This is a genomic window from Pontibacter populi, from assembly GCF_040278685.1.
Classification (GTDB): Bacteria; Bacteroidota; Bacteroidia; order Cytophagales; family Hymenobacteraceae; genus Pontibacter; species Pontibacter populi.
The window spans coordinates 189,103-207,625 of the sequence record NZ_JBEOKT010000007.1; the positions used below are offsets into that span (position 1 = coordinate 189,103).

General features: G+C 46.0%; 16 protein-coding genes. 13 read left to right on the forward strand and 3 right to left on the reverse strand.

Translation table 11 applies throughout. The annotated features are described in order from the left end of the window. Positions 1-304: 304 nt before the first annotated feature. Positions 305-1,312 (forward strand): sulfatase-like hydrolase/transferase, encoded by a 1,008-nt coding sequence (locus tag ABS362_RS10285; protein ID WP_350412381.1) that lies wholly within the window; start codon positions 305-307, stop codon positions 1,310-1,312. Positions 1,313-1,366: 54 nt separating this feature from the next. Further along, positions 1,367-2,482, forward strand: coding sequence for a hypothetical protein (locus ABS362_RS10290; protein WP_350412382.1), 1,116 nt, complete (start codon positions 1,367-1,369; stop codon positions 2,480-2,482). A gap of 49 nt (positions 2,483-2,531) precedes the next feature. Here ABS362_RS10290 and ABS362_RS10295 read toward each other — a convergent pair whose 3' ends face one another. The 3 genes from ABS362_RS10295 to ABS362_RS10305 form a co-directional block, all read right to left on the reverse strand. Further along, positions 2,532-4,415, reverse strand: a complete 1,884-nt coding sequence (locus ABS362_RS10295; RefSeq protein WP_350412383.1) for an ABC-F family ATP-binding cassette domain-containing protein — start codon at positions 4,413-4,415, stop codon at positions 2,532-2,534. A gap of 90 nt (positions 4,416-4,505) precedes the next feature. After that, positions 4,506-4,901, reverse strand: coding sequence for an SPW repeat protein (locus tag ABS362_RS10300; protein ID WP_350412384.1), 396 nt, complete (start codon positions 4,899-4,901; stop codon positions 4,506-4,508). A 94-nt stretch (positions 4,902-4,995) separates the two neighbouring features. Further along, positions 4,996-5,499 (reverse strand): RDD family protein, encoded by a 504-nt coding sequence (locus ABS362_RS10305; protein WP_350412385.1) that lies wholly within the window; start codon positions 5,497-5,499, stop codon positions 4,996-4,998. 338 nt (positions 5,500-5,837) lie between these two features. Between ABS362_RS10305 and murI the strand changes: the two genes are divergently transcribed. The 11 genes from murI to ABS362_RS10360 all read left to right on the forward strand — a co-directional run bounded on the left by murI (position 5,838) and on the right by ABS362_RS10360 (position 18,515). Beyond that, a complete protein-coding gene (gene murI / locus ABS362_RS10310) occupies positions 5,838-6,653 on the forward strand; it encodes a glutamate racemase (RefSeq protein ID WP_350412386.1) in 816 nt (271 codons plus the stop codon). A gap of 609 nt (positions 6,654-7,262) precedes the next feature. Beyond that, on the forward strand, positions 7,263-7,814 hold the full coding sequence (locus ABS362_RS10315; protein WP_350412387.1) for a Cj0371 family chemotaxis-regulating polar lipoprotein: 552 nt from the start codon (positions 7,263-7,265) through the stop codon (positions 7,812-7,814). A 23-nt stretch (positions 7,815-7,837) separates the two neighbouring features. Next, a complete protein-coding gene (locus ABS362_RS10320) occupies positions 7,838-9,022 on the forward strand; it encodes a glutathionylspermidine synthase family protein (protein ID WP_350412388.1) in 1,185 nt (394 codons plus the stop codon). A 20-nt stretch (positions 9,023-9,042) separates the two neighbouring features. Beyond that, positions 9,043-9,681, forward strand: a complete 639-nt coding sequence (locus ABS362_RS10325; protein ID WP_350412389.1) for a hypothetical protein — start codon at positions 9,043-9,045, stop codon at positions 9,679-9,681. A gap of 114 nt (positions 9,682-9,795) precedes the next feature. Continuing rightward, positions 9,796-10,899: a complex I subunit 1/NuoH family protein gene (locus ABS362_RS10330; RefSeq protein ID WP_350412390.1), complete on the forward strand. Its 1,104-nt coding sequence runs from the start codon at positions 9,796-9,798 to the stop codon at positions 10,897-10,899. Positions 10,900-11,038: 139 nt separating this feature from the next. Continuing rightward, the gene (locus tag ABS362_RS10335) at positions 11,039-11,644 is read left to right on the forward strand and encodes a NuoI/complex I 23 kDa subunit family protein (RefSeq protein ID WP_350412391.1); all 606 of its coding nucleotides are present in this window, start codon (positions 11,039-11,041) and stop codon (positions 11,642-11,644) included. 140 nt (positions 11,645-11,784) lie between these two features. Continuing rightward, positions 11,785-12,297, forward strand: coding sequence for an NADH-quinone oxidoreductase subunit J family protein (locus tag ABS362_RS10340; protein WP_350412392.1), 513 nt, complete (start codon positions 11,785-11,787; stop codon positions 12,295-12,297). Between the two features lie 2 nt (positions 12,298-12,299). Then, a complete protein-coding gene (gene nuoK / locus ABS362_RS10345; protein ID WP_350412393.1) occupies positions 12,300-12,611 on the forward strand; it encodes an NADH-quinone oxidoreductase subunit NuoK in 312 nt (103 codons plus the stop codon). Positions 12,612-12,798: 187 nt separating this feature from the next. Further along, entirely contained in the window at positions 12,799-14,970 is a 2,172-nt protein-coding gene (gene nuoL, locus ABS362_RS10350; RefSeq protein WP_350412394.1) for an NADH-quinone oxidoreductase subunit L, read from the forward strand. Between the two features lie 162 nt (positions 14,971-15,132). After that, a complete protein-coding gene (locus ABS362_RS10355; RefSeq protein ID WP_350412425.1) occupies positions 15,133-16,812 on the forward strand; it encodes a complex I subunit 4 family protein in 1,680 nt (559 codons plus the stop codon). Between the two features lie 188 nt (positions 16,813-17,000). Further along, positions 17,001-18,515, forward strand: coding sequence for an NADH-quinone oxidoreductase subunit N (locus tag ABS362_RS10360; RefSeq protein ID WP_350412395.1), 1,515 nt, complete (start codon positions 17,001-17,003; stop codon positions 18,513-18,515). Positions 18,516-18,523 lie beyond the last annotated feature (8 nt).

Consider the following 18,523-nt stretch of genomic DNA (forward strand, 5'->3'; position numbering starts at 1 on the left):
TATAGATGCTCTGGCAATAAGAATAGATGGAATGCAGCAGCTCCTGGCCAGGTGTTACCGGCAAAGAAAGTGTGATCGCTATGGGAGCTGGTTGATGCATATTTAAATCTTAACTCCAAATAGGGAAAGTTATTTTACAAAAGCAAATTAAATCTGCAGGTCTGGTAATTTTTATAGTTGCAGGGCTTATAAACCGGGCTGAGATCTTATAGTTTTAAAAATGCGTGTATGTGTTTGAAAATGAGTGTGTTTATTTATTCTGTATTATGTACTTCGCGTATACTAAACTATAGAATAGCTAACTATGAGATCGGGTTTAGAAAATGGTAAAAAAAGGGTGCCGCATTTATTTCGGCTGCTATTGCTTGCTTTTGCCGGATCGTTCCTGTTGCAGGGGTGCGCCACGGCGCCGGGTGCTGGTTATAAAGGCCTCAGTACCGAGAACGTGATCGTGGTTGTGATTGATGGCGTGCGACATTCCGAAACATGGGGCGTTACCCCGGGCGCTATTCCGCACATGTCTACGCAATTAAAAGGCAAAGGCACTTTCTTCAGCAATTTCAGGAACGATGCTTATACGTATACCAACTCCGGGCATGCGGCTATAACTACAGGCGTAAACCAGCCAATAGACAATTATGGAAATGAGCTTCCGGCAAATCCTTCTATTTTCCAGTACTGGTTAAAGCAAACCGGTAAACCCGCTACCTCCGCTTGGATCGTGAGCAGCAAAGACAAACTGAACATACTGGCCAACACCTCCGATTCTGTCTGGAACAACACCTACATGCCTTCTTTAAATTGTGGTGTTGCCGGCCCGGGTACCGGTTACCGCGCCGACTCCCTGACGCTGATAGAAGTAAAGAAGGTATTAAGTACTCATAAGCCTAACCTGATGTTGGTAAACTTTATGGAGCCGGACGGTTATGCCCACGCCGCCAACTGGGACTATTACATCAGGGGCATTGTCCGGGACGACAGGTACGTGAAACAGCTTTACGATTACCTGCAGCAGGATAAGCACTATAAAAAGAGCACCACACTACTTATAACCACCGACCATGGCCGGCATCTTGAAAACGTAGATGGAGGCTGGATAGACCATGGCGATAACTGTGAAGGTTGCCAGCAGATATTTTTACTTGCCCTTGGCCCGGATTTTAAAAAGAACACAGTCGTGGATATGAAGTATACCTTAATTGATATTCCGGTTACCGTTGCTAAAATAATGGGTATTGGCTTTGAGCAATCGCAGGGGCAGGTCATGAAAGAGCTTTTTACAAAAAAGAAACTCCGCAGGCTAGGCTTATAGTTTGATTTTTAAACCCTCTACATTCCTGGTATTGATCGCGGATAAGGGGGTAACATGTCACAGGTTTTATTTTTTGCTGTAAAGTTTGTCTTGGTTCTTAGCCTGGCATTTTACCCGAATGTTGCCCCGGCAGAGACACATCTCTCCAGCTACAGTTTACAAAATACAGTTTATCAGCAAGACGAGAACCCGCTTTTTACGAATGAGGAGATCCTGGAAATTAAGCTCTCGATGGATTATGGGGCTTTACTGAAAGACAGGGGAGAAGACAGCAAGTATCATCCTGCCATTTTATCTTACACAGATTCAAATGGCCTTGTAACGGTTATGAACCTGAAGGCGAAAGTACGAGGTAATCGCCGCCGCGATCCCAGTGTGTGTGCTTTCCCGCCGCTCTTACTCAACTTTGTCCGGAAAACCTCCGGGCAAACGATATTCAATAAAGTAAATAAGGTAAAACTGGTCACCCACTGCATCAACGAAGATTATGTAATCCGGGAATTCCTGGTTTACAAACTATACAATGTGCTTACCAACTATAGTTTCAGGGTAAAGTTGTGCCGGGTTACCTACGAGGACCTGAAAAGCAAACGGAAGACAGAGAAGCGCTACGCTTTTATGATCGAAGACGATAGCGAAATGGCCAAACGGAATAATAGCGAACTTGTAAAGAAAGAGCTGGTTATAAATATGCGCGAGACCGACGAAGAAGCAATGGCTTTGCTGGCCTTTTTTCAGTACATGATTGGCAACACTGATTGGTCGGTACCTTACAGGCATAACATAGAACTGATGGCGACAGATCCGCTTTCGCCTGCCATTCCGGTTACCTACGATTTTGATTACGCCGGTATAGTTGATGCGCCTTACGCCTCGCCGCCTCCGGAGCTAAATATTACATCGGTCAGGCAGCGGCTGTTCCGTGGCTATAGTTACTCCCCGAACACGCTTCGCAAAACTATAAATACCTTTAATGCACGGCGTACCTCTATTTATGGCCTTTACAAGCAGGAATACGACCTGTTGGATAAAAGCTACCTGAAACGCACCATGAAATATCTCGACGAATTTTATGAGACTATAAACGACCCCAAACGCCTGGATAAAAAGATAAATAAAGTAGGGCAGAAGAACCAGGAAAAATATGTGGTAGTGAAAGGGCTGGAATAGAGAAGTAAGAACTATAAAAAAGGCAGCCGTTTAAGCTGCCTTTTTGGTTTTAGATAATATCCGCCAGTTCCAGCCATCGGAATTCTTTCTCTTCCAGTTGCTCGTTTATAGTTTCGAGTTCGCTTGCCCAGGCGCCTAACTGTGTATGGTCCGTGGTGGTTCCGGCGTTCATTAAATCTACAATTTCAACTTTGCGGGCTTCCAGTTTGGCTATTTCCTTTTCCAGTTGCTCGTATTCTTTTTTCTCGTTATAGGTCGCTTTGCGCTTGTTAGTTGGCTGGTCTTCCTTTTTCTCTTGTACCGGGACAGGGGCTGCAACTATAGCTTTGGTCTCAGGTTCCTGTTTTTCCTGCTCTTTCAGCCATTCGCGGTAATCGGTGTAGTTGCCCGGGAAGTTTCGGATCTTGCCTTCGCCTTCAAACACAAACAAATGCTCCACCAGCCTGTCCATGAAATAACGGTCGTGGCTTACCATCAGCAAACATCCACCAAAGTTTAGCAGGAAATCTTCGAGTATGTTAAGCGTGATAATGTCCAGGTCGTTGGTTGGCTCATCCAGTATCAGGAAGTTCGGGTTCTTGATAAGCACGCGAAGTAACTGTAAACGACGTTTTTCGCCACCGCTCAACTTATTTACCATGGTATACTGCTGAGCCGGAGCAAACTGGAAATGCTGCAGGAACTGGCTTGCTGTTATCACTTCTCCATTCGCCATTTCCACTACCTCGGCAATTTCTTTGGCAATATCTATCACGCGCTGTCCTTCCTTAAACTGGAGTTCTTCCTGGGTGTAGTATCCGAAAACAGTTGTCTGGCCGGCATCTATAGTTCCGGAATCGGGTTGCAGTTTGCCGGTCAGCATGTTCAGGAAAGTGGATTTGCCGGCTCCGTTCGGGCCAACTATACCAATGCGGTCCTTTTTCTTAAACACATAACTGAAATCATCTACTATCTTTTTGCTGCCAAATGATTTTGAGATATGATCTACCTCGATGATCTTACCGCCTTGTCGTGTGGTTTTAACCGATAATTCCAGCTGTGGTCCTGCTACTTTTTTAGCTGCTTTTTCTTTTAGTTCTTCAAAAGCATCTACCCTGTACTTGGCTTTGGTACCGCGCGCCTTCGGCTGCCGACGGATCCAGTCAAGCTCTTTGCGCATCAGGTTACGTGCTTTCTCGGTTTCGGCAGCTGCCATTTCCTCCCGCGATGCCTTCTTCTCTATAAAATAACTATAGTTTCCTTTGTAAGTAAACACCTGTCCGCCATCCAGTTCGGCTATCTCGTTGGCTACCCTGTCTAAAAAGTAACGGTCGTGGGTAACCATCAGCAGGGTTGTATTTTGGGTCGATAACAGGTTTTCCAGCCACTCTATCGTGTCCAGGTCCAGGTGGTTGGTGGGCTCATCCAGTATCAGCATGCTTGGCTCTTCTATCAGCACACGGGCCATGGCCACACGCTTGCGCTGCCCACCCGATAAATGACTGATCTTGTCTTCGAGGTTATGGATGCCCAGTTTGGATAGAATCTGCTTTACTTTCAGCTCAAAATCCCAGGCCTGCAGTTCGTCCATGCGCTCCATAATGCGCTGCATTTTATCGGCGCTGGTATCCGGGTTTTCTAACGCAATCTCGTATTCGCGAATCACATCCAGCGACTCGCTCTGTCCCGAAAATATAGTCTGGTGCACAGTCAGGTTCTCGTCGAACTCCGGGTTCTGGCCCAGAAAGCCTATTGTTACTTCTTTGCGCACGCTTACGCTGCCCTCATCCGGCGGAATTTTGCCAGCCAACACGTTCAGTAAAGTTGTTTTTCCGGACCCATTCACGCCCACCAGTGCCACACGCTGCCCCTGGCTAATGCCAAAGTTCAGGTTCTTGAACAGCCAGCGGTCGCTGTAACTTTTAGATGTATTTTCTGCAGATAGGTAATTCATACTACAAATTTAGGCAATTCTTCGGGGATAGGTTAAAATAAAACAGGCCAACCCGGTAGGGGTGGCCTGTTTTGCTGAAAAGCAATTTAATTACAAATTCCGGATATGATCCGGGCTGGTATGTTCTGCATTATAACTATGGCTTGGTACACGGTGTGTGGTAAGCGAAGCCAGGATAGAGAAAATACCTAAGATCAGGTGCGGCAGGTACACATAGTGGCTGAAACCGAATAGCCACGGCGAAAGTGCCAGTAAAACACCCAGCATAAAGTCCATCATCAGGTGGTTCCGCATGGGTATACGTCTGATCAGTCCAAGCTCAAAATCGGTCATGGCTGTTTGCAACAGTACTATAATACCGGCAATTACCATGGTCCAGGTAGCAGCATCGTGCTCCGAAAAATCAAGCACCCATGGGGCAACGATCAAAAATATACCTACTATATAGTCTAATACACCGTGGAAACGTGTTGGAATAAATCTCATTACTATCCTCCTTTCTTAATGATACCCAGGTATAGATATACGAAAGCAACAGATGGATGTAATAAAAATTAGTGCAATTTTTAGTGATGGTCTTTTAGTCGGCAACTACCACAGTGCGTGCTGCATAATCGTGCAGCATCTGATGGCGGCGTGATGTAAGTATCAGCAAAAAGCCTAATAAAACTGGTAAAGCAGAGAGTAACTTGCTGAAATATCGTAAGTTAGATTGCCACAAGGTAATGCGTTTGCCACGCAGGTCTGTCACTTTTAAACCCAGCGTAAACTTACCTATAGTTGCCTGCTTAGGCGATGCCTCCAGCAACGTATAGTACAGCCAATGTACAGCTGCAAAATAAGGGTTGAAGAACAGGATCTTACCTATCAGGAAAAGTTCGGGTATACTGAATCCATTATGCTGGAACGTTTTGTCCCAGGAGCTGATGTGCTCTGCATTTGAGCCGGCAGAATAAAAAATGATCGTATAGAAAAAGACAAGCATGGTAGTATCTACCAGGAAAGCAACGAAGCGGGTGGTAAGACTTCCATAAAGTGAAGAGCGCTTTATGGTAGGTGCTGGTAAAGTAAGTGCTGTTTGCATAAGGGTCTTTTCTATCTATTTAAAAACGCTAACGAAATAGTATAGTGCTGACTGATGTACAGGTGAACAGTGGCGCAGTGTAATACCTTTGGCAGGCTGATGACTCTTTAAAGAGTATCAGGTGTGGAACCTTAAATTCTTATTAAAGATATAATATAGTTTAAAACTAACAAAATATTTAACAAAAATAATATGTCGTTAAAATTATAGTAATATTACGGTTGCAAATATAACTTGGTTGAGTTTGTGATAATTCCAAAAGGTTACAAATTTTCGTGAACGCACATATTTTAAATGTGAACGGTTTAAAAACGACTTTTTAAGTAATTTCGCATACGATGGAAAAGGAAAAAAGACATCTGCCGATCGGGATTTTTGACAGCGGTATTGGTGGACTTACTGTAGCTCAGGCAATTACGAAAGTGTTGCCAAACGAAAGGCTTATTTACTTCGGCGACACAGCACACCTGCCGTACGGCGATAAATCAACAGCTGCCATACAGGCCTATGCCGTTAAGATTTGCGACCTGCTTCTGAAACAGCAATGCAAGGTTATATTGATCGCCTGCAACTCGGCATCGGCAGCCGCTTACGAACTGGTTAAAGAGTATGTAGGGAGCAAAGCAAAAGTCCTGAACGTTATCGACCCCATCGTATCGTATATAGGAGCCACTTACCCGGGCAGCACCATTGGCCTGATCGGAACCAAGCAAACTGTAAACTCAAATGTGTACCGCAAAAAAGTAGACGAGCTGGGTTTGGAAATAGACCTGAAGTCGCATGCCACGCCTCTTTTAGCTGCTATGATAGAAGAAGGTTTTTTTAACGATACCATCTCCGAAAACGTAATTCACGCCTATCTATCAGATCCGGACCTGCAAGGCATAGAAGCACTGATACTTGGCTGCACGCATTACCCACTCATAAAAAAGCAGATAGAAAATTACTATAAAGGTGATGTGGATGTGCTGGATGCCAGCCAGATCGTAGCGCAACATGTAAAAGATTACCTGGAACAACATAACCTGGCATCTGATAAACTGGTTGGCGATCATCACTTTTACGTATCAGACTTCACCCGTTCCTTCGAAGAAAGCACCCGTATTTTCTTCAAGCGCAAAGTACATTTAGAGCATTATCCGTTGTGGGAGTAATGGCGCTTAGCGCAGTTAGAAAGTTAGAAAGTTAGAAAGTTTTTTGCCCTATCGAGCAAAGGGATAGTTTTGGGTTCTATAGTTTCACTATTTGTCATCCTGAGCGTCAGCCGAGGGATCTTATGTGTCCTATAGTTTAGGTTAATAGTAACCCGAAACAAGATGCAAAGTATTGCGTCTCTACAATCCCATTCAGTAGGGACAGGTCACGACCTGTCCGCGTGACAGGCTGAAACTATAGAACTATAGCCGTAGTTATAACTATAGCAGAAATTCCCCTCTTGGGAGGGGCAGGGGTGGGTTAAATGTACCAGATCTCTCACGCTGTTCTAGATGGCAAAGTGAAAGCATAAAAGCTCCCCGCCTTAGACTATCGAGTAGATATTTCGAAGGTAGCGAGCGTAGCTCTGAGGGGTTGGGGGTGGTTGGGTTACGGGAACTATAAAACACCTCCGGATTTCTCCTTACGTCGAACTGACAAATTGAAAAGCATACCAGAAAATTCCCCTCTCGGGAGGGGTAGGGGTGGGTTAATCATTCCCTATCATTCCTGTCATTACCAAAAATCCCCTAAAAACCGTACCTTTAACTATACTTGCATTAGACCTCATGAAAAAACGATATCTGCGAATCGGCGATTTTAAGCGCAATGCCTTTATAGTTGCGGCGGCCACCTGCATGGGCCTTACCAGCTGCGGCCAAAGCAGTAACAACGACTGGAACTCCGGTGAAGAAGTGAAAGTACCGGATGGCATTATTACCGAACTGACCGAAGAAGCCCCAGACCAATGGAAAATTACCGACGAACGCACGACTGCCCCGGGAGGTAGCATGGCCATTTTGAAGTATAACGATGGTCGGGTTGATACCTTACAGGGGCTGGCGCTTGAAAACCAGATGAAAGACCTGGCTGCCAATCAGCAGACTTATAACCAGGGTGGCTTTGGTTTAGGAAGTGTGCTGTGGTGGAGTGGCATGGGCTACATGGCGGGTCGCATGATGTCGCCGAGGGCTGGTTATTATGCGAATCCGGGCCTAATGAACAACACTGCAGCCTGGCGCCAGAATGTGCAAACCTACAGGCAACAATCAACTGCGCCACGTTCCGGCAGAAGCGGCTACTTCAGAGGTCGTAGCAGCGGCAGTGGTTTTGGCGGTTAAGTTACACTTCAGAACTATAGTTGATGCTGGATAACCTGAGAATAAAAGTTCGCCTGGAGCCCCACTCCGGCGACGTAGAAACGGCTGTGCGCGGACTTGGCTGGGAGTGGTGTGTAGAAGATGGTTGCGCCAACTATGTACCCGGTGAAGCAGTGGTGTTGAATGAACAAGACGCCGATGCGCTTCTGGAAGCTGCCGACACCTTATATGATATGATGGTGCGGGCCATTCCCGATGAGTTACCGGACGCTTTTTTGAATGTACTGGGCATACCGCAGAACTTGTGGCAGTTGGTCCGCCAATCCTGGAACGACGACCGCCACTGGCATTTGTACGGCCGCTTTGATCTTGCTCAAACTCCTGAAGGCGCCAAATTGATAGAATTTAACGCTGATACGGCCACTTCCATACCTGAAACGGCTGTGGTGCAATGGGCAAGTCTGGCTGCTGCGGGTAAGAATGATGCCAACCAGTACTCCGGATTATATGAGGCGTTGGTAGAGCAATTCAGAACCTGGCGCACAATGAACAGCGACCTGGCGCCTGCTCTGCTTTTAACTTACATTGGCGGAAGTGCCGAAGACGAAACCAATTGCGCTGTACTGGCACAAGCTGCAAAGGAAGCCGGTTTTGATACGCATCTTTGCCCGATCGATGAAGTAAACATTTCTACAGAAGGAGCAGAGCGCGGTGTATGGGCGCAAGTAGAGAATGAACAGTGGCAGCAGTTTCCGTTCCTGTTCAAGCTATTGCCCTGGGAACAGATTGCCTGGGAAGAACCTGAACTCTGCGAAAGCCTGACCCAACTTTCCCGCAGCCGCAATGTAGTTATCGCTAATCCGGCTTACACTTTGCTTTTCCAAAGCAAAGGCATGCTCGCCTGGCTCTGGAAAGCTTATCCGTATCATCCGCTTTTACTCGAAGCTGACCTAACGCCATTAAGTGGCAAGTATATCCGCAAGCCATACTTCGGTAGGGAAGGGCAAAGTGTAGAAGTAATAGATAAAGTAAGTGTTACAAAGATGGAAGGCGAATACGAGCAGCAACAGCAGGTATACCAACGCTGGTGTGATTTACCACAAGACAATAAAGGCTATACTTACCAGGCAGGCGTTTTCTGGGCCGGAGAAGGCTGCGCCATCGGCTTCCGTCGCGAGAAAGGCATCATCACCAACCTGTCGCAGTTTGTGCCGCATTTGGTGGAGTAATCTAATTTGAAGATTTATAGATGTGTAGATTTCTAAAGTATAGCTATAGTTTACTGCTTTGCCTGTTTGCTTTTGCTTGTAGCCAAGTAAAGCAGGAAGAGAAGCCTGTTGAAATTCCTTTCACGCAAGACGACCTGACGCAGATCTATAGTTTAGCTTTTGATTCTTTGCTTGGGCCTGCTATCGAAATTCAATCATTGCCTTATCTTAAGATCAACGACAGTGTAATTGTTGAAACAGTTTTTAATGTCGATTGGTCTTATGAGTTTTCTAAGAAGAAAAATCTATTGAATGAAGATAGAGGTTTTCAGCGTAAAAAATCTCTACAGAAATATGCTGGCTTTGATACAGATAAATTCAGGGAGATTATAGCTGATAGTAGTTTAATATATAAGGAGTATAAAGGCGCTCATAAAGTAGGTTCATCCTATAAGTATAAATCAATTGTTGTTGAAAGCGGTCGTGAATCTTATGGCATTAATGAACCTGCTGGGATTATTTATTTTGAAAAAGTTTCTTTCAATAGAAATTCTGACCATGCAATTGTTAGAGTCCATTATTATAATGGACCAGAGATGGGCTCTGGCAATGCTTACTTTCTGAAGAAAGAGAACGACAAATGGAGAGTAGTAGGAGTACACAGGTTATTTATAAGTTAATTACCTAATCCCGAAAATTCCTAAATCCTGTAAATCCTGGTTCAGACAAATCTCCACATCCCCGAATTTCCAAATTAAAACTTACCTTTGCCTTTTAACAAACCTTAACCGCCTATGCTCGCTTTTGTGCTTACACTTGTGCTGTTGCTTTCGATAGTGATCGTGCTGGCGTATGCGGAGCGGAAGGTGGCTGCTTTTATGCAGGACCGCATGGGCCCAACTGAAGCTGGTCCTTATGGTTCGTTGCAGGCAGTGCTGGACGTGCTGAAGCTGTTGCAGAAAGAAGACATTGTTCCTGCCGCTGCCGATAAAAAGCTTTTCAAACTTGCTCCCATTTTAATTTTTGCCGCTGTTTTTGCCGGTTTCGCCGTTATACCTTTCACCCCGGAATTGGTGCCGGCTGGCATTGGTATTGGCGTGTTTTACCTGCTGGCTATTATCTCTTTGGATGTGGTAGGTTTGCTGATGGCGGGTTGGGGCTCGAATAACAAATATGCCATGCTGGGTGCGATGCGTTCGGTGGCGCAAATTGTATCCTATGAGATTCCGGCTGGTCTGGCTATACTTTCGGCTGTCATGATCTGTCAGTCCCTGGATTTCCAGGAGATCAGTTACCAGCAAGGCGCTATCATGAACCAGTTTCCGGGACTGGAATACGAAATGAACTGGCTGTTTGGTATCGAAGCACTAGGTATTAACACAACAACTATAGGCGGCATCACGACCTGGAACATTTTCCGGGCACCTATACTTTTGATTTCCTTCATCATATACTTTATCGCCTCGCTGGCCGAGAGTAATCGCGCGCCCTTTGATATTCCGGAAGCGGAGTCGGAGCTGGTGGCAGGTTTTCACGTAGAATACTCAGGGTTTAGGTTTGCTGTGTTGTTCCTGGCCGAGTATAGTATGATGGTGCTGGTAAGTTTAGTGGCAGTTATACTTTTCCTGGGCAGCTGGAACACGCCTTTGCCAAACATCGGCCCTGTTAGCCTGGCCTACTGGACCACCGGAACCGTAGGGGAATTATCAAGCATACTTTGGGGTGGTTTCTGGTTGCTGAGTAAAACGTTTGTATTGCTGTTTCTGCAATTGCAAATTCGCTGGACGTACCCACGCCTGCGCGTAGACCAATTGATGCACCTGTGCTGGAAAGTGCTTACGCCAATTGCGCTGGGTGTAGTTTTAATTGCAGGCATCTGGCGATTGTTAATGATCTAACTTAAATGTCATTTCGACCTTCAGGAGAAATCTATCTTAAATTCTAAATAGATCTCTCATTACATTCGAGATGACAGAACTATAAGAAAATTCCCCTCCTCGGAGGGGTTAGGGGTGGGTTTACACTCCTCATAAAATTATGGAGCAAAAAACCATAAAACATAAATTCAGTTTCTGGGACGTAGTAAAGTCGCTGGTAAGTGGCCTGCGCCTGACGTGGCAGCACTTCTGGCGTGCCAAAAACCGCCGTACCCCGGAGTACGTGACCGATAAGAACTACTTTAACCAGCCCGACGGACTGGTAACACTGAAGTATCCTTACGAAGCAATTCCAGTTCCTGACAACGGCCGCTACCGCCTGCATAACGAGATAGACGACTGTATTGTATGTGATCTTTGCGCCAAGATCTGCCCTGTTAACTGTATTACCATAGAATCGGTTAAAGCAACGGAAGAAATTGGACTGACTTCAGACGGTACCAAAAAGCGATTATATGCGCCAGTTTTCGACATCGACATGGCCAAGTGCTGCTACTGTGGCCTCTGCACCACTGTTTGCCCAACCGACTGTCTGACCATGACTCCTGTGTACGATTTCGCTGAAGTAGACATCAAGAACATGATCTATCATTTTACAGACCTGTCGCCGGAGCAGGCTGAAGAGAAGAAGCAACTTCTGGCAAAGCAGCAGGAAGAAATGGCGGCAGCAAAAGCAGCAGCGCTGGCAGCCAGAAATAAAGGGTAGAGAAAAGACCTAGCGGCGTGCGCAGCCCCCGCTAGTGTCTGGACTACGAAGCGAAGCCTTTGGCACCAGCCGCTCGTAGGATCTGCGCACACTACAAGGTCTTTTGAGAAACTGATTACTGTTAACTGATAACTATAAAAATGCTTTTCTACATCTTCGCCGCATTGGCTATAGTTTCGGGGGCTTACATGGTGCTGACGCGTAACTTGTTGTATGCAGGTTTCTCGCTGCTGATAACCTTGCTAAGTATAGCCGGCATTTACGTGTTGCTGTTCGCTGATTTTATAGCTGTTACCCAACTAATGGTGTATGTGGGTGGCGTGCTGGTGCTTATACTTTTTGGTATCATGCTGAGCAGCCGCGTGCAGGATAAATCAGTGCTTTCTGAGAATGTGAACACGGTTTGGGGGGCGTTGGTGGCCGGGCTTATAGTTGTAGGGTTGAGCTATTCTATACTAAAAGCCAATATCGGCGCATTGCCTTGGCTGCAAACTACGGAAATTGACGTGCTGGGAGATCAGAAAAGTACAGTACAAATGATAGGTATAAAACTAATGACGGATTTCGTGCTGCCTTTTGAGATTGCGTCGTTGCTGCTGCTTATTGCCCTGATGGGAGCCGCCTACATTGCCACCGACAAACAGAAAGTATAGTTATGCAGCAGATTCCGTTAGAACATATTTTACTTCTGAGCGCTGTGCTATTCAGCCTGGGCATACTGGCAGTTATCACCAAGCGTCATGCGGTGGTGGTGCTGATGGGTATAGAGTTAATCTTTAATGCTGCCAACCTGAACCTGGTCGCTTTCAGCCGCCACGATCCAAGTTTAATGCAGGGCCAGTTGTTTTCGCTGTTTGTTATTGTGGTTGCAGCCGCTGAAGCAGCCGTTGCCCTGGCTATCGTTTTGCGCGTGTATCAGCATTTCAGAACAGCTAACCTGAACGAGATATCTACAGACCAGAACTAAGATTTTTAAGATTCAATTGATTCCTGGATTAGGCTATATGAGAGGGGTTTAAAGTGATTCTTAACAAACTGCTTCTTTAGTGATGAAATTGACTGACACTATCATCTTTTAATCCTTCCAATCTTATAAATCTTAGTTAACTTTGCCAGCTTAACAGGCTTATAACCCGAAACTATAACGTACAAACTTGGAGCTCACTGAACTTCTGAAGCCATTGGCTGGTACCCCTCAAACCACTACCGCTTTGGTAGTGTTGTTGCTGCCGCTACTGGCCTTTTTTATGTTGTTCTGTTTTGGTAAGCGCCTGCCTCGTCGCGGTGACTGGCTTGCAATCGGTATTTCAGCTATCACGTTTATACTTTCAGTTTACCTTTTCACACAAACCTGGAACGCTGAAACGTACCATACCCGCACCACGTGGTTCAGTTTGCCTTCAACTATAGTTTCTGATTTTACAGCCGGGATTCTGTTGGATAACCTGACGGTGCTGATGCTCGTGATCGTTACTTTTATCTCTACGCTGGTGCAGCTGTTTTCTGTGGGGTACATGCATGCCGACTCGGGGTACAGCCGTTATTTTGCTTACCTGGGGCTGTTTACGTTCAGTATGCTGGGAATTGTGCTGGTGGATAATTTATTGCTGCTGTTCATGTTCTGGGAGTTGGTGGGTTTGTCGTCGTACCTGCTCATCGGGTTCTGGTATCACAAACCGGCAGCTATAGCAGCCAATAAAAAGGCATTCCTGGTAAACAGGGTAGGGGATATTGGTTTGTTGCTTGGCTTGTTCGCTTTCTATACTTATTTCCGCACCTTCGATCTGGAAGCGCTTAGAGCATTAATTAGCACAGGCAACTGGATTAACAATAATTTCATATTAAACTATAGCCTGAATGGCGAGCTCTGGCAACTGGAGCTAAGTACAGTTCTACTCACGCTGGCCGGTTTGGGTTTGTTTATGGGATGCGTGGGTAAGTCGGCGCAGTTTCCGTTGCAGGTCTGGTTACCCGATGCCATGCAGGGCCCGACACCGGTTTCATCGCTGATACACGCGGCAACCATGGTAGCTGCAGGCGTTTACTTAGTGGCTCGTTGCTACGCCTTCTTTACCCCGGATGCGCTTACAGTTATTGCTATAGTTGGTGCTATCACTGCGTTGGTAGGTGCGCTGGCAGCCTTAAATCAATACGATATTAAAGCTGTGCTGGCCTTTTCCACTATCTCTCAGTTAGGCTATATGGTGATGGGTATGGGCACCGGCGCTTACGATGCCTCGCTTTTCCACCTGACGACACATGCATTCTTTAAGGCAGCACTCTTTCTGAATGCCGGTATCATCATACACGCCATGCACCGCGGGCTGCACCACTCACACCTGGAGAACATTGATGCACAGGATATCCGCAACATGGGTGGACTTCGCAAAACGATGCCGTTCACATTTTATAGTTACCTGTTGGCCACTGCTGCATTGGCCGGTATTCCGCTTACTTCTGGTTTTCTCTCTAAAGACGCTATACTTTCGGTAGCATGGGCATGGGCGCAAACCATGAGCACAAATGGTAACTTGTTATACTTTATAGTTCCGGCTACAGGCTTTGTAGTGGTGGTGCTCACGGCTTATTACATGACGCGCCACATGTGGTTCATGTTCTTCGGCAGTTTCCGGTCACCTTTCGATGTGCAGCAGATCCGCTTCTCTCCAAAACTGGAAACAGAATGTGTTATGCTCGTGCCTGTGGTTATACTAGCTATACTGTCGCTGGGCATTTTCTTCTCCTTAAATCCACTAAGCTTTAGCGGTAGTTGGGTAACTGCAGGTATTGGCTTAAATAATATGTCGCTTATGCTGCTGGCTGAAAATCTGGTACAGGCAGTAAGGCTACAGGATGATACAAACCATTTGCCTCATATCCTTATTGGTGTTGCATCTGCGCTGCTTGCCGCAGCTGGTATAGCCATCGCACTTATAAAGTATAACCGAAAGACCAGCGACGACCTGGTTTATGAACAACCCAAAGGTGTCTTTGCAAAGCTTAGCTACAACCATTTTTACCTGGACCAACTTTACAACTATAGCTTAGTCCAACCAACGTTGCTGCTCTCCAGGACACTTTACCGGGTAGATAAACGGGTGATCGATTACACCTTGAACTATGGCAGCAAGTGGCTGGTGGTACTTTCAAAAATGGTGGGTTGGTTCGACAGGCTGGTCGTAGATGGTTTGGTATGGCTGGTAGGTGCACTCTCTAAAGTATTTGGTATGCTGGGGCGTAACCTGCAAAACGGCAAAGTGCAGAGTTATTATGCTTATTCGCTTTTCGGATTTATACTGATTATACTATATATCGTGTTGTTTTAAAGTATCTTTGAATCCAAAATTTTTAAGATTTAAGAGATTAAAATATTCTGGTTGAAGAAGTGCTGGTTTAACGGTTAACAATCAATAATAAAGAGCTTGAAAGAATTTATACTTAGTAGCCTTATTTTTTCACCTTTATTGGCAGCGCTTGTATTGCTGCTAATGCCTGCACGCCTGCAACAGCCAATAAAAGCAATAGCGTTGATAGGTGCATTGGTGCAGATGGTGCTGGCTATAGTTTTATATTTCAGTTTCGATGGCACCACTGCAGCCAACGGACAACAGGGCTACCAATTTGTAGAGAAACTGAACTGGATCGGCTTCTCGCTAGGCAGTTTAGGCCGTTTTCAGATCGAGTATTTTGTAGGCGTGGATGGTATCAGCATCAGCATGGTGCTGCTCACGGGCATCATTGGTGTTATCGGCGTCATCTCATCCTGGACAATCAAAAAGAACATTAAAGGCTATTTTCTGCTATACCTGTTGCTGCTTACCAGCGTAATGGGCTGTTTCCTGGCACTGGATTTCTTCCTGTTTTACCTGTTTTTTGAGTTTATGCTCCTGCCGATGTACTTCCTGATCGGTATCTGGGGTGGCCCGAAACGGGAATATGCAGCTATCAAATTCTTTATCTATACCTTGGTGGGATCCCTGTTTATCCTGATCGTAATGATCGGGCTATATACTTCTGTAATCGACCCGTTAGCTACAGCTGCACAATTAGGAATGCTGCAAACCAGTGGACTTACCCCGGACACGATCTTACAGGTACAGCAGGCTTTACAACAAAATACGATCCAGGGGGCTGATCTTGTGCGTACGTTCAGCATTCCGGCCATGATGGACCCTGCCAACTTTATTCCTGGGAGTTTGCTGCATGTGTTATCAGGCTCGGTGTTGTGGGATCTGCCGCTTCGCTTTATTGCTTTTCTGTTACTGTTTGCCGGCTTTGCTATTAAAGTGCCATCGGTGCCGGTGCATACCTGGCTCCCGGACGCGCACGTAGAAGCGCCCACGCCAATCTCAGTTCTACTGGCAGCTATACTTTTGAAGGTGGGTGGTTATGGTCTGATACGTATCGTTTACCCGATTTTCCCGGATGCAGGCGCATACTTTGCCGTGCTGGTTGGTGGCTTAGGTGTGCTTTCCATTATTTATGGAGCACTTTGCGCCCTGGCTATGAACGATCTGAAAAAACTGATTGCCTATTCTTCTGTTTCGCATATGGGCTTTGTGCTGCTGGGCCTGGCGTCGCTTACTTCTGAAGGGGTGAACGGTGCTATCTACATGATGTTCAGCCACGGTATTATCTCAGCTATGCTCTTCCTGGTAGTTGGTGTTATCTACGACCGTGCACATGATCGTATGATCCTGAATTTCCGTGGACTTGCCAAACGTATGCCGGCTTATACTACGTTTGTGGTGATCGCTTTCTTCGCCTCGCTGGGCTTACCGGGCTTCTCTGGTTTTATAGCCGAATTGCTGGTGCTGGTAGGTGGTTTCAGTTCTCCGGATATCACAGGTTTGCTGCCGCGCTGGCTAACTATAGTTGCTGTTTTCGGTTTGTTGCTGGCTGCGGCTTATTACCTGTGGGCCTTGCAAAGAATGTTCTTCGGAAAGTACTGGATCTTCCCGGAACTACGCGAGAAAGCTGCGATGTCTGACCTGAACGCACGGGAATACCTAATGCTGTTACCGCTGGCCGTGCTAGCCCTACTTTTCGGTATTTTCCCGCATCTGTTGTTAGATAAAATTGGCATGACGGCGCAAGGCTTTACAGAACTGGTATTGCGAAGTGGGCAGGAACAGCTGAACATGGTACTGTCTACTTTGATTAGGTAACTATAATATTGCTAAGTGCCCTAATTGCTCTTTCGGATTTGCAATCCGAAAGTATAATACTCGCGGATTTGTAATCCGCAATAGCAAAAGCAGGAACCACTGCCAAAAGGCGGATTGCAAATCCGAAATAAAACAAGTTCCGGATTACTAATCCGAAACAGCAAGTAAAAAGAACTATAATTAAGTAAGTGAACGAACAGGCAGCCTTATTATCTGAGAAGATCAACGCCATCATAGCCGGGGCCGGTTCGCTGTTGCCCGAGTTGTTGCTGGCTGGCTTCTTCCTGCTGCTTGTTACGCTCGATCTTTTCAAATCCCGTACTATAAAACAGCTGCTACCGTGGCTGGCGCTTACCGCTCTTTTCTCCGTTTTTATACTTCAGATATTAGGTGGCTATACGTCGGGTGGCGTGCAGTTCCTGAATTTGCTTCGCTCCGATGGGCTGGCCCGTTATAGTGGAATTCTTTTCAGCGTGGCTGGTATCTTTACCATTCTTCTATCACTCCAAAGCAGAATACTGGAAAACCTGAAAGAAGGCAAAGGGGAGTATTACGCACTGATATTAATGTTGGTGCTGGGTCTGAATTTGATGGCTAAATCCATTAACCTGCTCATGGTTTTCCTGGCTATTGAAGTCGTTTCTATAGCATCATACATACTTACTCTTACACTAAAACACGAGAAGCGCGCAGTAGAAGCTGGTCTGAAATATATCCTGTATGGTACACTTTCGGCAGGTGTAATGCTGTACGGCATGTCGTTTTTCTATGGCTTTACCGGCTCGCTCAACTATACTGAAGGCACTTTCTGGCAGGCACTTTTACAGGCAGATTATTTATTGGTAACTATAGCTGCTATTCTCCTTTTTGCTGGTTTCTTCTTTAAGATATCGGCCGCTCCGTTACATTTCTGGGTGCCCGATGTGTACCAGGGCGCACCCATGCCTATAGTTGCGTTATTCTCTACAGGCCCTAAAATGGCGGGCATTATAGTTATACTACGCTTCGTGGCTGCCTTTACCGATCCGGCTGTTGCGTCCTATTTCGATGATATACTTTGGTTCCTGGGTATTGCGGCCTTGGCAACGTTGGTCATAGGTAATTTTACAGCACTCTGGCAAAAAACGCCTCGCCGACTGATGGCTTATTCGTCAATATCGCATGCAGGTTTTTTGTTGATGGCGTTGCTGGCGTTTGGTACCAACTATAGTTCCAGCGTGCTGTTTTACCTGACCGTGCTGCTGTTCATGAACTATGGCATTTTCCTGTTCCTGCAGATATCCGAAGAGAATTTTGGTGTAAGCAAGCTGGAACATTTTACCGGACTAGCCTATAAGTTGCCTTATCTGGGCATAATGGCGCTGCTGTACCTGCTCTCGCTTACTGGGCTTCCGCCGTTAGCTGGTTTTATGGGCAAGCTGCTTATTTTTAGCAATGTCTGGGAAGCGTATAGTTCATCAAACCAAACCATGCTGCTGGTGCTATTGGTAGCAGGTGTGCTGCTGACTGGCGTTGCCTTATTCTATTATATCCGGATTCCATACTACCTTTTCTTTAAAAGGAATTATACTGAAGAAAAATTAGTTATTTCACTGTCGAATAAGCTGCTGCTGGCGTTTTTTGCGTTGCCGCTGCTGGTCCTGTTCTTTAAACCCGACCTGCTGCTGCACTGGATTGAAAAGCTACTGGCACAGACACTTTAACAGCAAAC